The sequence below is a fragment of the Paraburkholderia sp. 32 genome, from assembly GCF_050435345.1.
In the GTDB taxonomy this organism is placed as follows: domain Bacteria; phylum Pseudomonadota; class Gammaproteobacteria; order Burkholderiales; family Burkholderiaceae; genus Paraburkholderia; species Paraburkholderia tuberum.
This window is the reverse complement of sequence record NZ_JBNDKD010000003.1, coordinates 709,567-725,338: the sequence shown is the minus strand read 5'-3', so window position 1 is coordinate 725,338 and position 15,772 is coordinate 709,567. Positions and strand designations below refer to the sequence as shown.

12 protein-coding genes and 1 pseudogene are annotated in these 15,772 nt (G+C 65.0%); 10 read left to right on the top strand and 3 right to left on the bottom strand.

Annotation, left to right across the window (positions count from 1 at the left end):
• The first annotated feature begins 69 nt into the window (after positions 1 to 69).
• On the top strand, positions 70 to 564 hold the full coding sequence (locus OKW26_RS26060; protein ID WP_090805813.1) for a DUF421 domain-containing protein: 495 nt from the start codon (positions 70 to 72) through the stop codon (positions 562 to 564).
• A gap of 52 nt (positions 565 to 616) precedes the next feature.
• Here OKW26_RS26060 and OKW26_RS26055 read toward each other — a convergent pair whose 3' ends face one another.
• Positions 617 to 2,020, bottom strand: coding sequence for an MFS transporter (locus tag OKW26_RS26055; protein WP_184056642.1), 1,404 nt, complete (start codon positions 2,018 to 2,020; stop codon positions 617 to 619).
• A 228-nt stretch (positions 2,021 to 2,248) separates the two neighbouring features.
• On the opposite strand from OKW26_RS26055, the gene OKW26_RS26050 reads away from it, so the two are divergent.
• From OKW26_RS26050 to OKW26_RS26040, 3 genes and pseudogenes are all read left to right on the top strand, one after another.
• Positions 2,249 to 2,392 (top strand): hypothetical protein, encoded by a 144-nt coding sequence (locus tag OKW26_RS26050; protein WP_184056639.1) that lies wholly within the window; start codon positions 2,249 to 2,251, stop codon positions 2,390 to 2,392.
• Positions 2,393 to 2,872: 480 nt separating this feature from the next.
• A pseudogene (gene mprF / locus OKW26_RS26045) lies at positions 2,873 to 5,465 on the top strand (bifunctional lysylphosphatidylglycerol flippase/synthetase MprF).
• Positions 5,462 to 6,727 (top strand): virulence factor family protein, encoded by a 1,266-nt coding sequence (locus OKW26_RS26040; protein ID WP_429355657.1) that lies wholly within the window; start codon positions 5,462 to 5,464, stop codon positions 6,725 to 6,727. Before mprF ends, OKW26_RS26040 begins: the two are co-directional and overlap by 4 nt.
• Here OKW26_RS26040 and OKW26_RS26035 read toward each other — a convergent pair.
• Positions 6,699 to 6,980: a hypothetical protein gene (locus OKW26_RS26035; RefSeq protein ID WP_184022741.1), complete on the bottom strand. Its 282-nt coding sequence runs from the start codon at positions 6,978 to 6,980 to the stop codon at positions 6,699 to 6,701. The genes OKW26_RS26040 and OKW26_RS26035 overlap by 29 nt on opposite strands.
• Positions 6,981 to 7,081: 101 nt before the next feature.
• Here OKW26_RS26035 and ilvA point away from each other — a divergent pair, with 101 nt between their 5' ends.
• On the top strand, positions 7,082 to 8,668 hold the full coding sequence (ilvA, locus tag OKW26_RS26030; protein WP_184065926.1) for a threonine ammonia-lyase, biosynthetic: 1,587 nt from the start codon (positions 7,082 to 7,084) through the stop codon (positions 8,666 to 8,668).
• 237 nt (positions 8,669 to 8,905) lie between these two features.
• Complete coding sequence (locus tag OKW26_RS26025; protein ID WP_429355656.1) at positions 8,906 to 10,096, top strand: 4-hydroxybenzoate 3-monooxygenase; 1,191 nt, start codon at positions 8,906 to 8,908, stop codon at positions 10,094 to 10,096.
• Between the two features lie 36 nt (positions 10,097 to 10,132).
• On the opposite strand, the gene OKW26_RS26020 is transcribed toward OKW26_RS26025, so the two are convergent.
• Positions 10,133 to 11,023 (bottom strand): helix-turn-helix domain-containing protein, encoded by an 891-nt coding sequence (locus OKW26_RS26020; RefSeq protein WP_429334703.1) that lies wholly within the window; start codon positions 11,021 to 11,023, stop codon positions 10,133 to 10,135.
• A gap of 179 nt (positions 11,024 to 11,202) precedes the next feature.
• On the opposite strand from OKW26_RS26020, the gene OKW26_RS26015 reads away from it, so the two are divergent.
• From OKW26_RS26015 to OKW26_RS26000, 4 genes are all read left to right on the top strand, one after another.
• On the top strand, positions 11,203 to 12,084 hold the full coding sequence (locus OKW26_RS26015; RefSeq protein ID WP_429355655.1) for an SDR family NAD(P)-dependent oxidoreductase: 882 nt from the start codon (positions 11,203 to 11,205) through the stop codon (positions 12,082 to 12,084).
• 10 nt (positions 12,085 to 12,094) lie between these two features.
• Positions 12,095 to 13,882 (top strand): FAD-dependent oxidoreductase, encoded by a 1,788-nt coding sequence (locus OKW26_RS26010; protein WP_429355654.1) that lies wholly within the window; start codon positions 12,095 to 12,097, stop codon positions 13,880 to 13,882.
• Positions 13,879 to 14,217, top strand: coding sequence for an NIPSNAP family protein (locus OKW26_RS26005; protein WP_429355653.1), 339 nt, complete (start codon positions 13,879 to 13,881; stop codon positions 14,215 to 14,217). Before OKW26_RS26010 ends, OKW26_RS26005 begins: the two co-directional genes overlap by 4 nt.
• 172 nt (positions 14,218 to 14,389) lie before the next feature.
• Positions 14,390 to 15,772, top strand: a complete 1,383-nt coding sequence (locus tag OKW26_RS26000; protein WP_429355652.1) for an MFS transporter — start codon at positions 14,390 to 14,392, stop codon at positions 15,770 to 15,772.

Genomic DNA, 15,772 nt, shown 5'->3' with positions numbered 1-15,772 from the left:
GCTCGTCTCGCTCGCAACTATCCGGACACCAGAACATTCGCACGGCAATCCGCCGCGGGGAGGGCGAACATGATGGACGCGTTTTTCGTTCTATTCGGCCAAGGCAGGGAGCTCGATCCGTTGCAGATGGGTATGCGCTCGATCGCCGTGTTCGTGATCGCGCTCGCGCTGATCCGTGTATCGGGGCGCCGTTCATTCGGGCAGCGCTCGCCGTTCGATTCGGTCGTCGTGATTCTGCTCGGCGCGACGCTGAGCCGCGCGATCGTCGGTGCGTCGCCGTTTATCGCGACCGTGGTCGCGTCGTTCGCGATCGTCGTGTGTCACCGGGTGCTCGCGTGGTCGTTCATACGCTCGCGCCGCTTCGAGCTGCTGGTGGGCGGCGCCGAGCGCGAGGTGTTCAGCGACGGCAAGTTCCACGCGAACGAAATGCACGCGGCGCTCGTCACGCGCACCGACATCGAGGAAAGCGTGCGGCAGAAAACCGGCTCGCGCTCGATGGACGACGTGGCCGCCGCGATTCTCGAACGCAATGGCGAAGTGAGCGTGATTCGCAAGCGCGCGTGAGCGCCCGAACCCGTGAAGAGCGGGGCGCTCGCGCGGTGACACGGTAGCCGGCTCAGCCGCGCCCGCCTCGCGAAATCTCCGCGCCCGCGCCGCGCGGCAGGCGCAGCGTGACCGGAATCGACGCGAACGAGCAAAGCCCGACCACGAGAAACGCGGGCCAGAAATCCGACCAGGTGATGCTCGGATGCCCATGCAGCGCGCGCGAAATCTGCAGCACGATGCCGCCGACCGTCACGCCGAGGCCGAGCGACATCTGCTGCACGACGCTGCCGAGGCTCGTCGCGCGGCCGACGTCGCGGCTCGCGATCTCCGCGTAGGTCAGCGAATTGAGGCTCGTGAACTGCAACGCGGGGAAGAAGCCGCCGAGCAACACGACGACCCAGATGATCCACGTCGGCGTGTGCGGGAAAAACAGCCCGCACGCGGCGATCGAAATGCCCGATAGCGCGGCGTTGAACACGAGCACCTGGCGAAAGCCGAAGCGGCGCAGCACCGTGGAGGCGATCGTGCGCATGAACATGCCGCCGAACGCGGACGCGCAGGTGATCAGCCCCGATTGGAACGCGCTCATGCCGTGGCCTTCCTGCAGCAGCAGCGGCAGCAGGAACGGCAACGCGCCGAGACCGATGCGAAATAGCGAGCCGCCGAGCACGCTCGCCTGGAAAGTCGGCACCTTGAAAAAACGCAAATCCAGAAGCGGCAGTGCGACGCGCTGCGCATACGCGACGTAGATCGCGAGCAGCGCCGCGCCGAGCGCGCACATGCCGAACGCGTCCGTGTTCGAAATCAGTTCGCCGCCGACCAGCGACAAGCCGAGCAACAGCAGCACCGCGCCCGCCGCCGACAGCAGGAAGCCGATCCAGTCGAGCGGGCCGGGGTCGGGCTCGCGCGTATTGGCGATATAGCGATTGGTGAGATAGATGCCCAGAATGCCGATCGGCACGTTGATGAAGAAGATCAGCCGCCAGTGCAGATACGTGGTGATGAAGCCGCCGAGCAGCGGACCGGCGGCAGGGCCGAGCATTGCGGGCACGCTCAGGTAATTCATCGCGCGGATGAAGTCGGCTTTCTCCACCACGCGAAAGATGATGATGCGCCCGACGGGCACCATCATCGCGCCGCCGACGCCCTGGATGAAACGCGCAACCGTGAAAGTGGCAAGCGAGTTCGACGCGGCGCACAACAGCGAACCCGTCACGAAGACGCCGATCGCGGTGCGGAATACCGTGCGCGCGCCGAACTTGTCGGCGAGCCAGCCGCATACCGGGATGAACACGCCGAGCCCGAGCACGTAGCTTGTCACCGCGATCTTCAGCGTGACCGGATCGCGCCCGAAATCGCGTGCCATGGCCGGCAGCGCGGTGACGATCACGTTGGCGTCGACGCTTTCCATGAACATCGCGCACGCGACGATAAGAGGCGCAATCAGAGCTTTTTGGGTCTGGGCGACGGTCATATCGGCGAGCCTGCGGCGAAGCGTCGCAGGCAAAGGGGGCATTATGCACCTGTACGGTGCGGATTGTTAATACCTGCACGACCGATGCCGCCCCTTTACGAATTTTCCGTAGCCGGTACGCGACGTTGGCATCACGACGTCGCCAAAAAATATTGTTTTGTTGCGCTGCGGCACGAGATCGCTATAATCGGGTTATTCCGTAGGTATAAACCCTGATCAGGAGTCGCCATGAACACCGCATCGAATGCCGTCCGTTCCACCCCCGCTGCCAACACGTTCTTCGGCAAGCTGCGCGCGCTGGCGCTGCATGCGCTGAACCTGCATCTGCAGAACTGCGCAGTGATCGCCGAAGCGTACCGTCGCCCGAACTAAGCGCGAGTTTCCCGCGCGGGCCACGCAAGCCCCTGCTGTCGTGTCAATGCCCGCTCGAGTAGCGGGCATTGTGCTTTCTGGCCCCGTCAAGCGGAGCACGTTCAGCGAGTCGGCTCCCCAGTCCCACCAGATAGACGCCCGCCGTCAGCCCAATTCCCGGCTGCCATCGCCGTTTCCCTTCCTGATATCGTGCTTCCGCTCCTGATGACGGCACGCCCAGCCGTGATCTTGATGCCGCGGTTGCGCCGGCCCGATGCCTCGCATCACGCGAGGAAGCATTACAATCGCGCGCCATCACGCGAGGAAGCATTACAATCGCGCGCTTTTGACACGCGACGCGCAAGTGAACCGACGGCAAAATTGCTAATGCTGTCAACCTTTTGCACGTTTTGCCGTTATCACTTTGTAATCGCCGCCACAGGCGATACCGCGCGTGACGATCCGTCGCCGCGACCGCTCCTCGCAAGGCCCGCATTGACCATGTCCCACCAACTTCAACACAGCTTCGAGCGCCTCCCCGCGCTGCTCGGCCGTGCATCGAAAGCGCTTGGCAGCCGGGGCCTTCTGTCGCCCGTGCTCGCGCTCGTCATTTGCGGGTTGCTGCTGGTCGTGCTGCAGCATCTGTCCGAGGCAGTGAATTACCGTTCGGTGATCCGCGAACTGCGCCAGCTGTCGGCGCGCGAGTGGAGCGGTGCGCTCGGCGCGACCGCGCTCAGCTACGTCGCGTTGGTCGGGCGCGACGCGGTCGGCCTGCGCTATCTCGGCGCGAGCGTGCCGCGCGCGGCGCTGTGGGTCGGCGCGACGGCCGGTTCGGCGCTCGGCAATGCGACCGGTTTCGGCGCGCTGACGGGCGGAGCGGTGCGCGCGCGCGTGTACGGCGTCGCGAACATCACGCCCGCGCAGATCGGCCGCATGACGGTGTTTACGAGCGTGTCGCTCGCGCTCGCCCTCGTCTTGATGACCGCGCTGGGCATGGTCTGCATGGCGGGCCAGCTCGCGCCGATGCTGCATCTGTCGCCAGTCGCGCTGCGCTGGAGCGGCGCTGCGCTGCTGCTCGCGCTGGCGCTCGCCGCGGCCGCGTGCCGTCGGCAAACCCGGCCGATCCGCACGCGCTGGCAGTGGCTCTCGTTCGATATTCCCGCGCGCCGCGATCTGCTCGCGCAGGTTGCGCTGGCGGTGCTCGACGTGGTCGCCGCGGGCCTCGCGTTGTGGGCGTTGCTGCCGCATGCGAACGTGAGCTTCGTCGGCTTCATCACCGTCTACGCGGCCGCGATGCTGCTCGGCCTGATTGGCCATACGCCAGGCGGCGTCGGCGTGTTCGAAGCGGCGATGGTGTTCACGCTGAGCGGCAGCGTGCCGATGCATCAGATGGTCGCCGCGCTGCTCGCGTATCGCGCGATCTATTTCGGCGTGCCGCTGATCGTCTCCGCGGCGCTGCTCGCGGGCTTCGAAGAGGCGCGCGCTGAAGAATCGTCTGTCGATGTTGCAGGCGGAGCGCGTGTCGGAACTCGCGCCGCTGTTTCTGAGCCTCGTCACGTTCGTGGTCGGCGGCATGCTGGTCATTTCGAGCGCGACGCCGGCGTTCTGGCAGCGCATTCATATGCTGCGCGACCTGGTGCCGCTGTGGGTGCTCGAAAGCTCGCAGATGCTATGCAGCGTGCTCGGCGTGCTGCTGCTGTTCGTCGCGCGCGGCCTGCTGCGGCGGCTCGATGCGGCATGGTGGATGACGCTCGCGCTCGCGTTGCTGAGCCTCGCGCTGTCGCTGACCAAGGGTCTCGCGTTCGTCGAAGCCAGTGTGCTCGGCATGCTGATCGTGCTGCTGCTCGCGACGCGCAAGCGCTTCAACCGTCATTCGTCGCTGTTCGCGGAGCGTTTCACGGCCGGCTGGCTCGTGTCGGTCGCGATGGTGCTGATGCTCGCGACGTGGGTCATGCTGTTCGCTTTCCGTGACGTGCCGTACACGGGCGATCTGTGGTGGCAATTCGCGTTCGACGAGCGCGCGCCGCGCGCGCTGCGCGCGACGCTCGCCGCGAGCGTGTTCGCCGCGACCTTCTCGTTCTGGCAATTGCTGCGTCCGGCGCCGGGCCGCTTCGTGAAGCCGGCGCCCGAAGATCTGCACGACGCCGCGCGCATCGTGCGCGCGCAGGAACGCAGCGATGCGGGTCTCGCGTTGATGGGCGACAAGAGCTTCCTGTTTTCGGAGTCGCGCGAAGCGTTCCTGATGTACGCGAAATACGGCCGCACGTGGGCCGCGTTGCACGATCCGGTGGGGCCGCGCGAAGAGTGGGCGGGTCTCATCAGCAAGTTCGTCGCGCTCGCGCATGCGCATGGCGGCCGCGCCGCGTTCTACCAGGTGCGCGCGAATGCGCTGCCGCTGTATCTCGACGCTGGCCTCACGCTGATGAAGCTCGGCGAGGAAGCCCACGTCGTGCTCGACGACTTCGATCTGAAGGGCTCGCATCGCGCGCATCTGCGCTATGCGCTCAAGCGCGGCGAGCGCGACGGCTTTAGCGTCGAAGTGATCGATCAGGCCCATGTGCCGGCCTCGCTCGAAACGCTGCGCGGCATTTCCGACGGTTGGCTCGACAGCCGCGACGCGCGCGAGAAGAGCTTCTCGGTCGCGGCTTTCCATGACGAATACCTGGCCGCGCAGTCGGTGATGCTGGTGCGCCAGAACGGCGAGCCGGTCGCATTCGTGACCTTCATGACGACGGATATGAATACCGAGGCGACCGTCGGCGTGATGCGTCACGTCGAAAGCGCGTCGCCGTATGCGATGGAATATCTGTTCACGCAGCTCGCGCTGCATCTGAAAGAGGCGGGCTTCCGCTCGCTCAGTCTCGGCATTGCGCCGCTCTCCGGTGTGCAGCCGACGCCGCTCGCGTCACGCTGGCATCGGCTGGCCGGCATCGTGTGGCGCTTCGGCGGCCGCTTCTACAACTTCCGCGGACTGCGTGCTTTCAAGAGCAAGTTCCAGCCGCGCTGGGAGCCGCGTTATCTCGCGGCATCCGGTTCGGGCGTGTTCTTCACGCTCGCGGACCTGTCGCTGCTGGCAGGAGGCCGGCGTTCATGACATTGCATCCGTTGTTCCGGCTCGCCGTCGCGGCGAGCGTTCTGAGTTGCGGCGCGCTCGCGCACGCGGCCACCACCACCGTGCCCGGCGGCCGCTATGGCGACGTGCGCGTGACGCAGCCCGAGGGGCCGCTGCGCGGCTTCGTCGTGCTGTATTCGCAGGCAAGCGGCTGGAGCGCAGCCGATCAGCAGAGCGCCGATGCGCTCGCGAAAGCGGGCGCGATGACGGTCGGCGTCGATACCGCGCACTACGCGGCCAACCTCGCCGCGAAAAAGGAAACCTGTCATCAGTTGGTGGGCGATGCCGAGGCGCTCAGCCATCAGCTCGAACGGCAATCGCAGTCGAGCCGCTACTTCGCGCCGATCGTCGCGGGTACGGGACAGGGCGCGACGCTCGCGATGCACGTGCTCGAGCAGGCGCCGTCCAATACGATCGCGGGCGCGGTGTCGGTCGACGCCGATCACAAGCTCGACGCGCGCTTCGAACCGTGTCCGCCCGACCCGACCGTGATTCGCGACAAGGTGCCGGGCTTCGTCGAAAAGGCGAGCACGGGCAATGCCGATCGCGCGCGTCTCGTTGCATTGCTGACGCCGCATCTGCAGCCGGTCTCGATCAGTGCCGACGACGTGTCCGACCTGCCGCTGATCGAATTGCCGGCCGCGCATCCGAACGGCTTGATGGCGATCGTGATTTCCGGCGATGGCGGCTGGCGCGATCTCGACAAGACGATCGCGCAGGCACTGCAGAAAGATGGCGTGTCGGTGGTCGGCTGGGACAGCCTGCGTTATTTCTGGAGCGAGAAGCCGCCCGCGCAAACGAGCCGCGATCTCGCGCGCGTTATGCAAACCTATGGCGAGCGCTGGCACGCGCAGCATATCGCGCTGATCGGCTATTCGTTCGGCGCGGACGTGCTGCCGTTCGCGTATAACCGTCTGCCGCAGGCGCAGCGCGATAAGGTGTCGCTGATTTCGCTGCTCGGCTTCGCGCCCGACGCCGACTTCCAGATCCGCGTCGGCGGCTGGCTCGGCATGCCCGCGAGCGACAAGGCGCTGAACGTGCGCCCCGAGTTGACGCATGTGCCGCCGTCGATCGTTCAATGCTTCTATGGCGAGAGCGAGACCGACACGCTGTGTCCGGCGCTCGACAAAACCGGCGTCGAAGTCATCCGCACGACCGGCGATCATCACTTTGGCCGCGATTACAACGCGCTCGAGCAACGCATTCTCGCGGCGTTCAAAAAGCAGAGCGGCGTGCGCGATTGATGTCGGTGTTGGTCGTCTCTGCGGGGCGCGCTTGCCGGTGCGCCCCGTTTTTCTTGTGTGGCACTGCCGCACTGCGCGGAGATTGACAAAGCTTGCCGAGTCGACGAAGATCGCCGACATGAACCGCCTCGACATCCGTATTGCGCTGATTATTAGCATCATTCATCGAATGGTGGGTTAGCGCGCGTCGACTTGCAGTCACACATAACCCGCCAAACGAGGCGGGTTTTTTTATGTCCGCTTTCAGGTTCATTCTCTGCCTGCCTCCTGGCGAACATGCCGCGATTGCTATCGTTCGATGTCGATCGCCGTTGATGCGTTGTTGCATCGAATGTTGCCACCCAGGAGCTTGCCGTGCTGTTAAACGAACTCGAACAGGCCGCCGCAGCGGCCGGGCGCGTCGCGCCGTCTCACGACTACCTGAAAAAGACCCTGACCGCGCGCGTCTACGACGTGGCGCGCGAGACCGAACTCGAACGCGCGCCGAACCTGTCGGCGCGGCTGCGCAACCCGGTCTATCTGAAGCGCGAGGACAACCAGCCGGTGTTCTCGTTCAAGCTGCGCGGCGCATACAACAAGATGGCGCATATTCCGGCCGAGGCGCTCAGCCGCGGCGTGATCACCGCGTCGGCGGGCAATCATGCGCAGGGCGTGGCGTTATCGGCGGCACGCATGGGCGTGAAGGCGATCATCGTCGTGCCGGTGACGACGCCGCAGCTCAAGGTCGACGCGATCCGCACGCATGGCGGGCCGACTGTCGAGATCGTGCAGTTCGGTGAGTCGTATAGCGACGCCTATGGTCACGCGGTCAAGCTGCAGGAAGAGCGCGGCCTGACCTTCGTGCATCCGTTCGACGATCCGTACGTGATCGCCGGTCAGGGCACCGTCGCGATGGAAATCCTCAGCCAGCACCAAGGGCCGATTCACGCGATCTTCGTGCCGATCGGCGGCGGCGGTCTCGCGGCCGGTGTCGCCGCATACGTGAAATCGGTACGCCCCGAGATCAAGGTGATCGGCGTGCAGACCGACGATTCGTGCGCGATGGCCGCGTCGTTGCAGGCGGGCGAGCGCGTGACGCTGAACGAAGTGGGCCTGTTCTCCGACGGCACTGCGGTGAAGCTCGTCGGCGAAGAAACCTTCCGTCTGTGCCGCGAATATCTGGACGAAGTGCTGCTCGTGAACACCGATGCGTTGTGCGCCGCGATCAAGGACGTGTTCCAGGACACGCGCAGCGTGCTCGAACCGGCGGGCTCGCTCGCGGTGGCCGGCGCCAAGCAGTATGCCGAACGGGAAGGCATCGAGAACCAGACGCTGATCGCGATCACGTCGGGCGCGAACATGAACTTCGACCGCATGCGCTTCGTCGCCGAACGCGCGGAGGTGGGCGAAGCGCGCGAAGCGGTCTTCGCGGTGACGATCCCCGAAGAGCGCGGCAGCTTCAGGCGCTTCTGCGAGCTGCTCGGCACGCGCAGCGTCACCGAGTTCAACTACCGGATCGCCGACGCGAACTCGGCGCATATTTTCGTCGGCGTGCAGATCCGCAATCGCAGCGAATCGGCGCAGATCGCCGGCGCCTTCGAAGCGCACGGTTTTGCCACCGTCGACCTGACCTTCGACGAACTGTCGAAGCAGCACATCCGCTACATGGTCGGCGGCCGCTCGCCGCTCGCGCGCGACGAACGACTGTTTCGCTTCGAGTTTCCGGAACGTCCGGGCGCGCTGATGAAATTCCTGTCGTCGATGGCGCCGAACTGGAACATCAGCCTGTTCCACTACCGCAACCAGGGCGCGGACTACAGCTCGATTCTGGTCGGCATTCAGGTGCCCGGGAGCGACCACGCGGCGTTCGAGCGCTTCATCGAAACGCTCGGCTATCCGTGCTGGGAAGAGACGAAGAATCCGGTCTATCGACTATTTCTTGGCGAATTGAAGCTCGTTTAGCGGATCGGGGTTTACCTGAGGGCACGCCATGCCGCAGCACGAGCCGCGGGTCGTCCAAATCGGCGGAAAACCCCGCCAGTCTTGCGTTTGCGGCCGAAACATCCGCGCGGCGCCGGCTCCCGCCTTACACCTTCTATCGCGCAACGCGATACGGCCTATCCGCTATATCGCATTGCGGGATAGGCGTCGCGATCGTCACACTGAGCGCAAATTTCATCACCGCATTCAGGAGACTACATGCGCACCCAAGTCGGCATCATCGGTGCAGGGCCCGCTGGCCTGCTTCTTTCCCATCTGCTTCATTTGCGCGGTATCGACTCGGTCGTGCTCGAAACGCGCACGCGCGATCAGATCGAATCGACGATTCGCGCCGGCGTGCTCGAGCAGGGCACGATGGACCTGCTGACGCAAACCGGTCTCGGCGAACGCATGAAAGCCGAAGGCGCGCTGCATCACGGTTTCGAACTCGCGTTCGAAGGCAAGCGTCGCCGCATCGATCTGACCGACCTCACCGGTCATGCGATCACGGTTTATGCCCAGCACGAAGTGATCAAGGATCTAGTCGCGGCGCGCGTCGCCGCGGGCGCCGAACTGCGTTTCGGCGTATCGGAGACGTCGGTGCATGGCATCGATACCGATAAGCCGTCGATCCGCTATCGCCACGAAGGCGCGGAGCACGAACTGCAATGCGACTTCGTGATCGGCTGCGACGGCTCACAAGGCGTGTCGCGCCAGGCGATCCCGCAGACGCTGCGCAAGGATTTCGAGCGCGTCTATCCGTTTGGCTGGTTCGGCATTCTGTGCGAAGGGCCGCCGTCGTCGGACGAGCTGATCTACGCGCGCCACGAGCGCGGCTTCGCGCTAATCAGCACGCGCTCGCCGAACGTCCAGCGCATGTATTTCCAGTGCGATCCGAAGGACTCGGTCGACAACTGGTCCGACGATCGCATCTGGGCCGAGTTGCATGCGCGCGCCGATTCGGACGAAGGCCACAAGATCATCGACGGCAAGATCTTTCAGAAGAACATCGTCGGCATGCGCAGCTTCGTGTCGACGACGATGCAGTACGGGCGCCTCTTCCTCGCTGGCGACGCCGCGCATATCGTCCCGCCGACTGGCGCGAAGGGCATGAACCTCGCGGTCGCCGACGTGAACGTGCTCAGCAAGGCGCTCGATGCGTTCTACAAGGAAAACCGCGCCGATCTGCTCGACCGTTACAGCGAAACCGCGCTCAAACGCATCTGGCGCGCCGAGCACTTCTCGTACTGGATGACCAGCATGCTGCATCGTATCGAAGGCGCTTCGGCGTTCGAGCAGCAACTGCAGGTCGCCGAGCTCGAGTACGTGACGACGTCGCGCACGGCCGCGACAGTACTGGCGGAGAACTACGTCGGCGTCGCCGGCGCGCAGATGCAGGCGCAGCTGTAAGCTGCTACTGCAAGCACCGCGCGATCATCGGGATCGCTAATTGATCGACAGATCCCGATGCGCGGCCGCCTGAAACTCCTTGGGCGTGACGCCGGTCTGCTTGCGGAAATAGCGGCTGAAATAGGCCGCATCTTCGAAACCGAGCGCATGCGCGATCTGTTTGATGCTCGAACCCGAGTAGACCAGATCGCGCTGCGCCTCGCGTATCAACTGATCGTTGACGAGCGACAGCGGCGAATGGCCAAGCTCCTCACGGCAGATGCGCCCCAGTTGCGCTGCGGTCACCCCCAATTTTTCCGCATAAAAATCGATTGGCAGATGCTCGCGCACATGCGTGGCGATCAGTTCGCGTAGCCGTTTGATCTGTGCGGCGCGCCGGTCGTTGACGGTCGCGCCCGCGCTCGACGCGGCATCGGTCAGCCGGGCGACCTGCACGAAAAGTGCAATCATCAGCGACATGCCCGCGGCGATATGGCCGCGCGCGCTGCCGCGAAATTCCTGCTCCAGCAAACCGAACAAGGGCATCAACGTGCGCTCGCCGACCGCGGGCCGCACGGGAATCAGCGCGGGCCGTTGCAGCACCGGCACGAGGCCCGGCGACACCGCTTTCGAAATCGACTCCAGCGCGCGCTGCGCGGCCGTAATCACGAGCCCGTCGATCTCCGGCGAAAACACGAAACCGTGCACCGTTTGCGCTGGAATCAGGATCAGGCATGGCGCGTCGATCGTGAGCTTTTCGCTTTCGATCAGCACGTGGCCCGAACCGCTGCGGATATAGAGAATCTGCAGCAATGCATCGTGCCGGTGCGCGGCGATATGCCAGTCGTTCGGACGACTGCGCTCGACGATCCATTCGAAATTGAACGCGTCGTACCACGGCGGCCGCGCGGACTCTCCGTACAGATCGTAGTTAGGGATATTCCTCATGCGGTTTTGTCTCCAATGTTCGAATTGTCCTGCGATGTGCTGCCTTTGTCCAATTTCGTCCCGAACCGCGTGGCTATACTTTTTTCCATCGAAGACGCGGTCGAATGATGCAGTTTGGTGAAGCCGGCCAACCTAAGCTCGCCGCGATCGTGAACATGGAGATCGGGAGGACTAAGCAAATGAATCAACGGAAAGATCGGCGCGACACACCCGCCAACGCGCGACACTGGCTCGGGCTCGAAGGCAGCGTCTGCGTCGTGAGCGGCGCGGCGGGCGGCATCGGCAGCGCGATTGCTCAGGTGTTGGGCGACGCTGGCGCACGCGTGGCGCTGCTCGATCGCGATGAGCAGAAGTGCCGTAACGTCGCGCAAGCGCTGAACGCGAGCGGTGTCGAAGCGCTGGCGCTCGCCTGCGATATCGGCGACATCGATAGCGTGCGCGGCGCGGTGTCGGAGCTCGAAGCGCGCCTCGGCGTCGCCGATGTGCTCGTGAACAACGCGGGCCTGTTGCGGCCGGGGGGCATCGAAGAGATTGGACTCGATGCATGGAATGCGATGCTGCGCGTGAATCTGACCGGCTACATGCTGTGCTCGCAGCAATTCGGTCAACGCATGCTGAAGCGCGGCGCTGGCGCAATCGTGCATGTCGCGTCGGTGGCCGCGCATCATCCGCAGACCTATAGCGGCGCTTACAGCGCGGGCAAGGCCGGTGTCACGATGCTGTCGAAGCAGATCGCGGCGGAGTGGGGACCACGCGGTATTCGCAGCAATACCGTGTGCCCGGGCATGATCCGCACGCCGCTGTCGGCGGCGTTCTACGAGCACGGCGATATCGAACGCCGGCGCAGCGCGATGACGGCGAGCCGCCGGATCGGCGAGCCGAACGATATCGCCGATGTCGTCGCGTTTCTCGCGAGCGAACGCGCGGCCTATGTGAACGGCGCCGAAGTCGTCGTCGATGGCGGCTTCGAAAGCATGCTGATGGACCTCGTGCCGCGTCCCGGCTTCGATGCCAACCAGGCCGCGCAAGCCACCCAGGCCGACCGCCAGGTCCGAGCGTAAGGAGACCATCATGACCAACGCAACATGCGGCGCAACACTCACGTGCGACGTGCTCGTGATCGGTTCGGGTGCGGGAGGGCTGTCGACCGCGATCACCGCGCGCAAACACGGTCTCGATGTCGTCGTGATCGAGAAGGAGCCGTTCTTCGGCGGCACGACCGCGTTTTCAGGCGGTGTGCTGTGGATTCCGGGCAACCGTCACGCAAGGAGCAACGGCGTCAGCGATACGCGCGAAGCGGCGCTGACCTATATGCGCAGCGAAACCGGCGCGTACTTCGATGCCGCCGCCGTCGACGCGTTTCTCGACACGGGCCCTGAGATGCTCGACTTCTTCGAGCGCGAAACCACCGTCAAATTCGTGCCGACGTTGTATCCCGACTATCACCCGAACGTGGGCGGTGGTGTCGACATTGGCCGCTCGGTCGTCGCCGCGCCGTTCGATGCGCGCGCGCTGGGCCAGGACATCTCGCGATTGCGCCCGCCGCTGAAGACGATCACGTTCATCGGCATGATGTTCAACTCGTCGAACGCGGACCTGAAGCACTTCTTCAATGCGACGCGTTCGCTCACCTCCGCGCTGTACGTCGCGAAGCGCCTCGCGAGCCATCTGAAGGACCTTGCGCTGTACCGGCGCGGCGTGCAGATCACGAGCGGTAACGCGCTCGCCGCGCGGCTCGCGAAGTCCGCGCTCGATCTCGGCATTCCGATCCATACGAACACGGCCGCTCGCGAGCTGACCGTGGCGAACGGCAGCGTCACCGGCGCGCTCGTCGCGGGACCGGAAGGCGAGATGCGCATCGTCGCGCGACGCGGCGTGGTGCTCGCGTGCGGCGGCTTCTCGCGTGACGTCGCACGGATCGCCCACGCGTATCCGCATCTGCGGCGCGGCGGCGAACACCTGTCGCCGGTGCCGCGCGGCAATACGGGCGACGGCGTCGGCATGGCCGAACGTCTCGGTGCGCGGGTGGCGATCCGTTTTCCGCAGCCAGCCGCATGGATGCCGGTGTCGCGCGTGCCGATGAGCGACGGCAGCGTCGGCGTGTTTCCGCATCTGGTGGATCGCTACAAGCCTGGCGTGATCGGCGTGACGCGCGCGGGCAAGCGCTTCACCAACGAAGCGAATTCGTATCACGACGTGGGTGCCGCGATGATCGAGGCCTGCGCGAACGAACGCGAAACCGCGATGTGGCTGATCTGCGATCACGCGACGATCCGCAAATACGGGCTTGGTTATGCGAAGCCGGCGCCCGTGCCGCTCGGCCCGCTGCTGCGCAACGGCTATCTGAGCAAGGGCCGCACGCTCGCGGAACTCGCGCGCAACGCGGGTCTCGACGGCACGGCGCTCGAGGCGACCGTGAAGCGCTACAACGCCGACGCGGTGCGTGGCGAAGATCGCGAATTCGGCCGCGGTACGACGTCGTTCAATCGCTATCTGGGGGACCCGGAGCACCAGCCGAACCCCTGCGTCGCGCCGATCGGCGACGGTCCGTACTACGCGCTGAAGGTCGTGATGGGCGATCTCGGCACCTTCGACGGCATCTCGACGAACGTCACCGGCGAAGTGCTCGACGTGAAAGGCGCACCGATCGCCGGCCTGTACGCGGTCGGCAACGATCGCGCGAGCGTGATGGGCGGCAACTATCCGGGCGCGGGTATCACGCTCGGGCCGATCATGACGTTCGGCTATATCACCGGTCGTCATCTCGCGGGCGCGAGCGTGAAAAGCGCAAACAGCGCGAAGAGCGCAAGCAACGCGGACCCCCGCGCAGCCGAAACCGTATTGAGGACCGGCACATGAGCCAGGGCAAACCTTTCGTCGATCATCGCATCTACACGATCCGTCCGCGCGGCATGGCGGAGTTCATCGACGTTTTCGACCGGCTCGCGATGCCGATTCAGCTCAAGTATCTGGGCGCGCCAGTCGGCTTTTACATGAGCGATATCGGCGTGCTGAACCAGGTCGTGCATCTGTGGGGCTACGAGAGCATCGGCGACTACGATCAGCGCCGTACCGCGCGCGATGCCGATCCGGAGTGGCCCGCGTATCTGCAGGCGTCCGCGCATCTGATCGTCGCGCAGGAGAGCCGCATCATCAGGCGAGTCGACTTCAGGACGCTGACGATGCTGCGCTAGCCGCCCGTTCGAGGAGGAGACAGGCATGAACGAACGGACAGCGCGACGCTCGCAAGCACGGTCGCGACCGTCGTCGCGGCGAGCGCGTGTTGAACAGCAATTCGAACAATAAGAAAAACACCTCTTCATCTCAAGGAGACATCGCAATGAACCAGCTGAAAGGAGCACGCACATGAGCCGCTCCGAACGCAGTGTAGACGTGCAGGCCTTTATCGACGAACAGCGCTTCTCGCCGTTTCAATGGACGATTCTGGTGCTGTGCTTTCTGGTCGTCGCCACCGACGGTTTCGACACCGCCGCGGTCGGCTTCATCGCGCCGTCGCTCGTGCAGCAGTGGGGCATCGCGCGCAGCGCGCTCGGCCCGGTGATGAGCGCGGCGCTGGTGGGACTCGGCATCGGCGCGCTCGCGGCCGGCCCCTGCGCGGACCGCATCGGACGCAAGACGGTGCTAGTGCTGTCGGTGTTCTTCTTCGGGCTGTGGAGTCTCGCGGCGGCCCGCGCGAGCTCGATCGAATCGCTGACCTTGCTGCGCTTTTTCACCGGCCTCGGTCTCGGCGCGGCGATGCCCAACGCGGTCACGCTGATGGCCGAGTACGCACCCGCGCGGATTCGCGCGGTCGCCGTCAATGCGATGTTCTGCGGCTTTTCAGGCGGTCTCGCGATCGGCGGTCTCGCATCCGCATGGCTGATTCCGCATTTAGGCTGGCCGAGCGTGCTGGTCGCCGGCGGCGCCGGTCCGCTCGTGCTGAGCGTGATGCTGATACTGTTTCTGCCGGAATCGGCGCAATTTCTCGCGGTGCGTAAGCGCGCCGATCAACGGATCGCGCGAATCCTGCAACGCATCGCGCCCCACGACCGCTTCGACGGATGCCGTTTTTTCGCGGTCGACGTGTGCCGCAATACCGGCGACGCGCGTTCGCAAGGGGCGCTCACGATCATCCTGTCGGCGCGCTACCGCTTCGGCACGCTGATGCTGTGGCTCGCCTATTTCATGGGGCTACTGATTTACTATCTGCTGACCAACTGGCTGCCGACGCTGTTCAAGGACACCGGCTTCTCCGGTGAAAAGGCCGCGTTGATGACGTCGCTGTTTCCGCTCGGGGGCATCCTCGGCAATCTGTGCGTCGGCTGGGTGATGGATCGCTTCGCCGGGCATCGCGTGATCGCGTTCACCTATGTCCTCGTCGGCGCGCTCGTGTTGCTGGTCGGGCGGGGCGTCGGCCATCAGGTCTGGCTCGGGACGCTGATCTTCCTGACCGGCACGGTCGCGACCAGCGCGGTCACGTCGATGTCGGCGCTCGCGGCGAGCTTCTACCCGACCCGGGCGCGCGCGACGGGCGTGGCGTGGATGCTGGGAATCGGCCGCGTCGGCGGCGTGGCGGGCGCGCTCGTCGGTGCGGCGTTGATGGGGCTCGGCTGGCACTTCGGCGCGGTGTTCAGCCTGCTCGCGGTGCCGGCCGTGATCGCGGCGGGCGGGGTGGTACTGATGATGCGGCGCGAGCCGCTCGATCACGCATCGGTCGATGAAAACGTCGGCGCCATAGCGATCGAATGA